Origin of the sequence: Massilia sp. ZL223 (assembly GCF_018119395.1) — a bacterium.
Classification (GTDB): Bacteria; Pseudomonadota; Gammaproteobacteria; order Burkholderiales; family Burkholderiaceae_D; genus Telluria.
Map to the genome: position 1 here is coordinate 38,280 of NZ_JAGPWD010000045.1, position 6,000 is coordinate 44,279.

Consider the following 6,000-nt stretch of genomic DNA (forward strand, 5'->3'; position numbering starts at 1 on the left):
AATGGATGTTGCCTGCGTGTTCATGACATGTGGCCGAATCAACTACAATACCGGGGGTAAGGGTTTATGATGACCCCCATGGACTTTCGATCCACACTTCATTGACAAGAGACCCCTTAGCGCCATGCGTCGTCCATCCAAAGATTCATCTCCTAAACTATCCGCAGAAAGCCAGCGCCTCGTCAGCATCTCGCAAGCCATCATGCAGGCTGCGAGCCGCGTCGAGGAACGGGCCTGGGAACGCCAACTGGACACGCAACTGCAGAAACTGCTCAAGACCAACCACCAGGAGAGCATCGACCTGGCCCTGAACGTCCTGTTCAAGGACGACCTTGGCGCCTACGACGTCCTGATGGATACCGTCGAAGCCGTCAGCGAGTCGGCCTCGATGGTCGAGCAGCAGGACGGCGGCGACGTGACCTGGCAGGCCCTGCTGGTCGCAGCGCCGATCCTGGCCTGGACCCGCTTCTCTATCGCGACCGGGAACATCCCGAGCGAACTGCTGAACACGCTGTCCGCGCACTTCTCGGGCCACCTGCTGGCCGAAGGCACGCGCCTGGCCATTGCTCCCACCCTATATTCGATCGACCAGCTGCCGCGCACCCACGCCGAGACCTATGCGCTGACCCACAAGCTGGCCGCGGCCGCGCACAAGGGCGGCACCATCAAGCCCGCCGCGCGCGAAGCCGAGACCGCGCCCTTCCTGGCCGACACCCGCTACCTGCTGGTGGCCGTCGTCGCGCCGCAGGGCGCGCCGCTGTTCCGCTGGCAGGAGCCGCAGCACCACACCCACTTCGCCGAAGAGCGCAACCGCGCGCTTGAGCAGTGGCGCGCCCAGGCCACGGCCAATGTCGCGCGCCTGCTGCCGGGCTGCGGCATCGAGCTGCTGCTGCCGGAAGCGTATTACGTGGCCTGCCGCGAAGCCGACAAGCTGATCCGTCCGATCTCGATCCGCGCCGCCGTGCATTACCTGACCAACACGCTGGGCGTGGAAGCCTCGGACCTGCGCGCCGTGATCGCCGGCTTCGGCGAAGAAGCCTCGGACATCCAGATCGACGAGTACCGCGTCTCCTTCACCATGCGCCAGAGCCCGGACGTGGTGTACGGCATCGTCTGGCCGCTGTACGGCCAGGAAGACGAGAACGGCACGCCGATGGAAGGCCCGCTCGCGGCCGGCCCGACGCCGCTGACCCCGATCAACGAGATCGTCGCCCACCTGAACGATGCGGGCATCGCCCACATCAAGCGGATCAACGAGCGCTATGTCGCCGAGTACTGCGACGACTGCGGCGCGCCGCTGTTCGCCGATCCGACCGGTGAGCTGGTCCACGCCGAAATGCCGGAAGACGCGCCGACCGGCACCGAGCACTTCCATTGACAATGCAGGCGCCCCCGGGAACCGGGGGCGCTTCATTTTTCCTGCCATGATCGACCTGCACATCCGTCCCGAACGGCCCGCCGATGCGGCATCGATCGCCGCCCTGCTCTACGCCGCCTTCGCCGGCAACCAGCACAGCAATCACACCGAACACCAGATCGTCGAGCGCCTGCGCGCCGGCGGCCGCCTGGCCGTGTCGCTGGCCGCCCTGCTGCCCGATGGCCGGCTGGTCGGGCATGTCGCCTTCTCCAAGGTGACTATCGATGGGCGCGACGAAGACTGGTATGGGCTGGGGCCGCTCGCGGTGCTGCCGCAGGCGCAAGGCCAGGGCGTCGGCGCGGCCCTGGTCGAGGCCGGATTGTCGGTCTTGCGCCGCAAGGGCGCGCGCGGCTGCGTGGTGCTGGGCGAGCCGGCGTATTACTGCCGCTTCGGCTTCGCGCAGGATGCGGGCTTGCGCTACCCGGGGCCGCCGCCGGAGTACTTCATGGCCCTGCCGTTCGCTGGTCCGGCGCCGCAAGGCGTGGTCGCCTACGACGGCGCGTTCGCCTGAGATACACCAAGTCCACCTTCCTCCAAGGACCGGGCCATGAAGCGCTCACGCTTCGCATGGCAGTGTGGAGAAGCCGCAGCTACTTAGCGCCGAGTCCCCCGCGCTTCAGGGACGTCCGATACCATCTTGTCGTGATAGGCGATGGTGCAGGCCCGCACCCCACACAGGATTCCGAGACCGAAAGCCAGCGGTAAGCAGTCGCTGACGGACAATGCCGGCCCGAAGACCATCCGGCTGATCACCGTACCGAGACCTGAGGCAAGCATGAAGTAGCCGCCGAAGTGGAAGAATTGCAGCGGCTCCCGCAGGAGAAACGGGTTGATCGACCAGTCGGGATAGCGCCAGGTTGTTGCCGACAACGGGTTGAATCGCTGAAAGCCAACCACGCCGAGCAGGGCCACTATCCCGAAGACGAACACCGCGATCAGGAACAGAACCGGCATGTCTTCGGTCTGCTCCGGTGGGGTGGAAGGAAACGCCGATGCAACGAGCGTCGCAGCAATCAATGCCAGGCGGATAGTGGTCCATTTCGACATGATCAGCTCCTCGCTTGTCTTGCGCCCGCACCCCAGACTTGGGGATAGCGATGCGCAGCGTACCTCAATGCCGATGTCTGGTGCGAGTCCTGTCGGGCTCATCCTCGCATTCAACTCATCCGGTGACAAGGGCTCCAGCGTAAAATCATGCATTGCTGAACGCACGGCTGCATGACAGCCTGTATCTAGCCTTTCCCAGACCATACATGCCTACGATGACCAAGCCCGTTTTCGCCGCCGCGCAATGCAGTGTGCGCGCCGGCGACCTTGCCGAGAATATCCAGCGCCATCTCGTCTTCATGCACGCCGCACGCCGGCATGGCGTACGCTTCCTCGTCTTCCCCGAGCTGTCGCTGACCGGCTACGAGCCCGCCCTGGCCGACGCGCTCGCCCAGCAGGAGGACACGGCGCTCCTGGAGCCCTTGCGCAGCCTGGCGCAGGACGCCGCGATGACGACCGTGGTCGGGCTGCCGCTGCGCTCCGCCGCCCATGACAAGCCGCTCGTCGCCGCCTTCATCCTGCATGCCGACGGCAACATGACGGTGCATGTCAAGCAGCACCTGCACACCGGCGAAGAGATGTATTTCAGCCCCGGCGACGGCGGGCCCATGCTCGAGGTGAGCGGCATCCCGACCGCCCTGTCGATCTGCGCGGACTTCGGCCAGCCGTCGCACGCGGAAGCGGCCGCCGCCGCGGGCGCGCAAGTGTATGCGGCGAGCGTCCTGATCGGCGAGGGAGGCTATCCGACCGACAGCACGATCCTGCGCGGCTACGCGGAACAGCATCGCATGGCGGTGCTGCTGGCGAACCACGGCGGGCCGACTGGAGGCTGGACCTCGGCCGGGCGCAGCGCGTTCTGGGATGAACGCGGCGCGCTGGTCGCCGCCGCGTCGGGGGCAGGCGATCAATTGCTTCTTGTTTCGCGCGGCAACATGGGATGGGTCGGATCGACCGTTTCCGTAGAGGTAGGCGTCCCTAGCGAAGAGGCTGGGCTGGCGCCCTGAACTGCTCCGCCAAGCCCTGCGCGCGGAAACGCTCCACCACGAACTCCACGAATGCCCGCGTCTTCGCGGGCAGCAGCCGCCGGCTCGAGTAGTAGATGCACAATGGACGCGCTTGTGCGTGCCAGTCCGGCATCAGGTGCACCAACTCGCCGCTGCGCAGGAAGGGCAGCGCGTGCGGCGCCGGCAGCAGCGCCACGCCCATGCCCGCAGCGGCGGCGGCCGCCATCGCTTCAGGATCGTCGCAGACCGCCGCCGCGCGGAACTCTACGGGCACTTGTTCGTCGCCCGCCTCGGTGCGCAGGGTCCAGCTGTACAGCCTGCCGGTGCGGATGGCGCGCCGCGCGATCCCGTCGTGGGCCGCCAGCTCGTGCGGCGTGTGCGGCGTGCCGCGCCGGGCGAGATAAGCCGGCGCTGCGGTCACGATGATCGGCACCTGGGTCAGCTCGCGCGCGATTACGCCTTCGCTCAGCTCGATCCCGCCGCCGATGGCCACGTCGAAACCTTCGCCCACCAGGTCGACCTGGCGGTTCTCCAGATACAGGTCGGGCACGATCGCCGGATAGCGCTCGCGGAAAGCTTCCAGCATCGGCACGAAATAGGTGCGGCCGACGGCCGGCGCCATGCTCACCTTGAGCGTGCCCGCAGGATGGGCCGCTGCCTCCCGCGCGGCCAGCACCGCTCCTTCGATCTGGCGCCACGGTTCCGCCACTTCACGCAGGAACTGCTCGCCCTCCTCGGTCAGGCGCAGCTGGCGCGTGGTGCGCTGGAACAGGCGCACGCCAAGCTGGCGCTCGAGCGCGGCGACGTTTTTGCTGACTGCGGCCGGCGTCATGCCGAGCCGGCGGGCGGCGGCGGAAAAGCCGCGCTCCTCGGCGCTGTAGATGAAGGAAACCAAGTGGCTGATCGATTCGAGCATGCCTCCATTTTATACCTGGAGTTGAAAGTATTTCGACAATCGCCCGGCTAGTTTCAACTCCCGGTCAGGGCAATACTGATGTTCACCAACCATCCCACCAGGAGAACATCATGCAAAACCTTCAGAACAAAGTCGCCTTCGTCACCGGCGGTTCGCGCGGCATCGGCGCCGCCATCGTGCGCCGCCTGGCGCTCGAGGGCGCCACCGTCGCCCTCACCTACCAGAGCTCGGCCGACGCGGCGCAAGCCCTGGTGAGCGAGATCGAAGCCGGCGGCGGCCGCGCGCTCGCCATCCGCAGCGACGCCGGCGACCCGGCCGCACTCCAGGAAGCCATCGACCAGGCGGCGGACCGCTTCGGCCGCATCAACATCCTGGTCAACAATGCGGGCGTGCTGCACCTGGGCCCGGTGGACGAGTTCGCACTCGAGAACTTCGACAACACGATCGCCGTCAACGTGCGCGCGGTGTTCGTCGGCCTCAAGGCCGCGCTGCGGCACATGGGCGAAGGCGGACGCATCGTCAACATCGGCAGCGTCAACGCATTCCGCGTGCCCTTCGCCGGCGCTGCCGTGTACGCGATGAGCAAGTCCGCGCTGAGCGGACTCGTCAAGGGACTGGCGCGCGACCTGGGTCCGCGCGGCATCACTATCAACAACGTCCTGCCGGGGCCGGTGGACACCGACATGAACCCGGAGAACACGGATTTCGGCGCCTCGCTGCACGGTTTGATGGCCCTGCCGCGCCACGGACGCCCGGAAGAAATCGCCTCGATGGTGGCCTACCTGGCCGGCCCCGAATCCGCCTTCGTGACCGGCGCGGATCTGGCAGTCGATGGCGGTTTCGGCGCCTGAACCGCCGAGCTCAGGTCTCGGCCCACTGGCGCAGCAGGTTGTGATAGTGGGCCGTCAGCGCCACCGTCTCCTGGCAATCGCCCAGGCGGGCGCGCAGGGATTCGATGGTGCGGTCCAGCTCGTACAGCATGCTGCGCCGGGTGTCGTCGCGGATCATGCTCTGGGTCCAGAAAAAGCTGCAGATGCGCTCGCCCTGCGTGACGGGTTCCACCCGGTGCACGCTGGTCGAGGGATAGACGATCAGGTCGCCCGCGTCGAGCTTGACCTCGTGTTCGCCGTAGGTGTCCTGCACCACGAGTTCCCCGCCCTCGTATTCTTCCGGTGCCGACAGGAACAGGGTGCCGGAGACGTCGGTGCGCAGCATGCCGCTTGCGCCCGGCACCACGCGCACCGCGCCGTCGACATGGTTCCCATAGTGCTCGCCCACGCCATAGCGGTTGAACAGCGGCGGCATCGAACGCACCGGCAGGACGGCGGCGAAGAACATGGCGTTGCGCGCCAGCGCCGCCTGCACGATGGCGGACAGCTCGCGCGCCTCCGGCGAGGCTTCCGGCAGCTGCCGGTTGCGCTTGACCTGGCCACCCTGCGCACCCACGGTGGCACGGCCGTCCTGCCAGTCGCTGCGATCCAGCCTGGCGCGGATGCCGCGCAGTTCGTCCTGGGTGAGCACGTTCGGGATATGCAGGAGCATGGGAATCCTTTCAACAAAAGCGTGGCCGGCCGGGGGCCCCCCCCCCCCGGCCCCAAGGGTGGGGCCGGGGGAAA

The 6,000-nt window shown here is 67.1% G+C and carries 7 protein-coding genes; 4 read left to right on the forward strand and 3 right to left on the reverse strand.

The window, feature by feature from the left end; all coding sequences use genetic code 11:
* Positions 1 to 124 precede the first annotated feature (124 nt).
* Both KBW95_RS21650 and KBW95_RS21655 read left to right on the forward strand, forming a co-directional pair.
* Positions 125 to 1,378, forward strand: coding sequence for a DUF2863 family protein (locus KBW95_RS21650; protein ID WP_211523430.1), 1,254 nt, complete (start codon positions 125 to 127; stop codon positions 1,376 to 1,378).
* Positions 1,379 to 1,424: 46 nt separating this feature from the next.
* Positions 1,425 to 1,928, forward strand: a complete 504-nt coding sequence (locus tag KBW95_RS21655) for a GNAT family N-acetyltransferase (RefSeq protein ID WP_211523429.1) — start codon at positions 1,425 to 1,427, stop codon at positions 1,926 to 1,928.
* Positions 1,929 to 2,011: 83 nt separating this feature from the next.
* Here the strand turns inward: KBW95_RS21655 and KBW95_RS21660 are convergent, their stop codons facing one another.
* Complete coding sequence (locus KBW95_RS21660) at positions 2,012 to 2,464, reverse strand: hypothetical protein (protein ID WP_211523428.1); 453 nt, start codon at positions 2,462 to 2,464, stop codon at positions 2,012 to 2,014.
* A 215-nt stretch (positions 2,465 to 2,679) separates the two neighbouring features.
* On the opposite strand from KBW95_RS21660, the gene KBW95_RS21665 reads away from it, so the two are divergent.
* Entirely contained in the window at positions 2,680 to 3,468 is a 789-nt protein-coding gene (locus tag KBW95_RS21665; protein ID WP_211523427.1) for a carbon-nitrogen hydrolase family protein, read from the forward strand.
* On the opposite strand, the gene KBW95_RS21670 is transcribed toward KBW95_RS21665, so the two are convergent.
* Entirely contained in the window at positions 3,440 to 4,384 is a 945-nt protein-coding gene (locus KBW95_RS21670; RefSeq protein ID WP_211523426.1) for a LysR family transcriptional regulator, read from the reverse strand. The two genes, KBW95_RS21665 and KBW95_RS21670, sit on opposite strands and share 29 nt — an antisense overlap.
* Before the next feature lie 110 nt (positions 4,385 to 4,494).
* Here KBW95_RS21670 and KBW95_RS21675 point away from each other — a divergent pair, with 110 nt between their 5' ends.
* Positions 4,495 to 5,235 (forward strand): SDR family oxidoreductase, encoded by a 741-nt coding sequence (locus KBW95_RS21675; RefSeq protein WP_211529315.1) that lies wholly within the window; start codon positions 4,495 to 4,497, stop codon positions 5,233 to 5,235.
* A 10-nt stretch (positions 5,236 to 5,245) separates the two neighbouring features.
* On the opposite strand, the gene KBW95_RS21680 is transcribed toward KBW95_RS21675, so the two are convergent.
* Entirely contained in the window at positions 5,246 to 5,926 is a 681-nt protein-coding gene (locus tag KBW95_RS21680) for a Fe2+-dependent dioxygenase (protein ID WP_211523424.1), read from the reverse strand.
* Between the last annotated feature and the right edge of the window lie 74 nt (positions 5,927 to 6,000).

Excerpts from the sequence above, each read along its gene's own strand:
- KBW95_RS21675 (WP_211529315.1), top strand. The coding sequence starts at position 4,495 with ATGCAAAACCTTCAGAACAAAGTCGCCTTCGTCACCGGCGGTTCGCGC.
- KBW95_RS21670 (WP_211523426.1), bottom strand. The coding sequence starts at position 4,384 with ATGCTCGAATCGATCAGCCACTTGGTTTCCTTCATCTACAGCGCCGAG.
- KBW95_RS21680 (WP_211523424.1), bottom strand. The coding sequence starts at position 5,926 with ATGCTCCTGCATATCCCGAACGTGCTCACCCAGGACGAACTGCGCGGC.
- KBW95_RS21665 (WP_211523427.1), top strand. The coding sequence starts at position 2,680 with ATGACCAAGCCCGTTTTCGCCGCCGCGCAATGCAGTGTGCGCGCCGGC.
- KBW95_RS21655 (WP_211523429.1), top strand. The coding sequence starts at position 1,425 with ATGATCGACCTGCACATCCGTCCCGAACGGCCCGCCGATGCGGCATCG.
- KBW95_RS21660 (WP_211523428.1), bottom strand. The coding sequence starts at position 2,464 with ATGTCGAAATGGACCACTATCCGCCTGGCATTGATTGCTGCGACGCTC.
- KBW95_RS21650 (WP_211523430.1), top strand. The coding sequence starts at position 125 with ATGCGTCGTCCATCCAAAGATTCATCTCCTAAACTATCCGCAGAAAGC.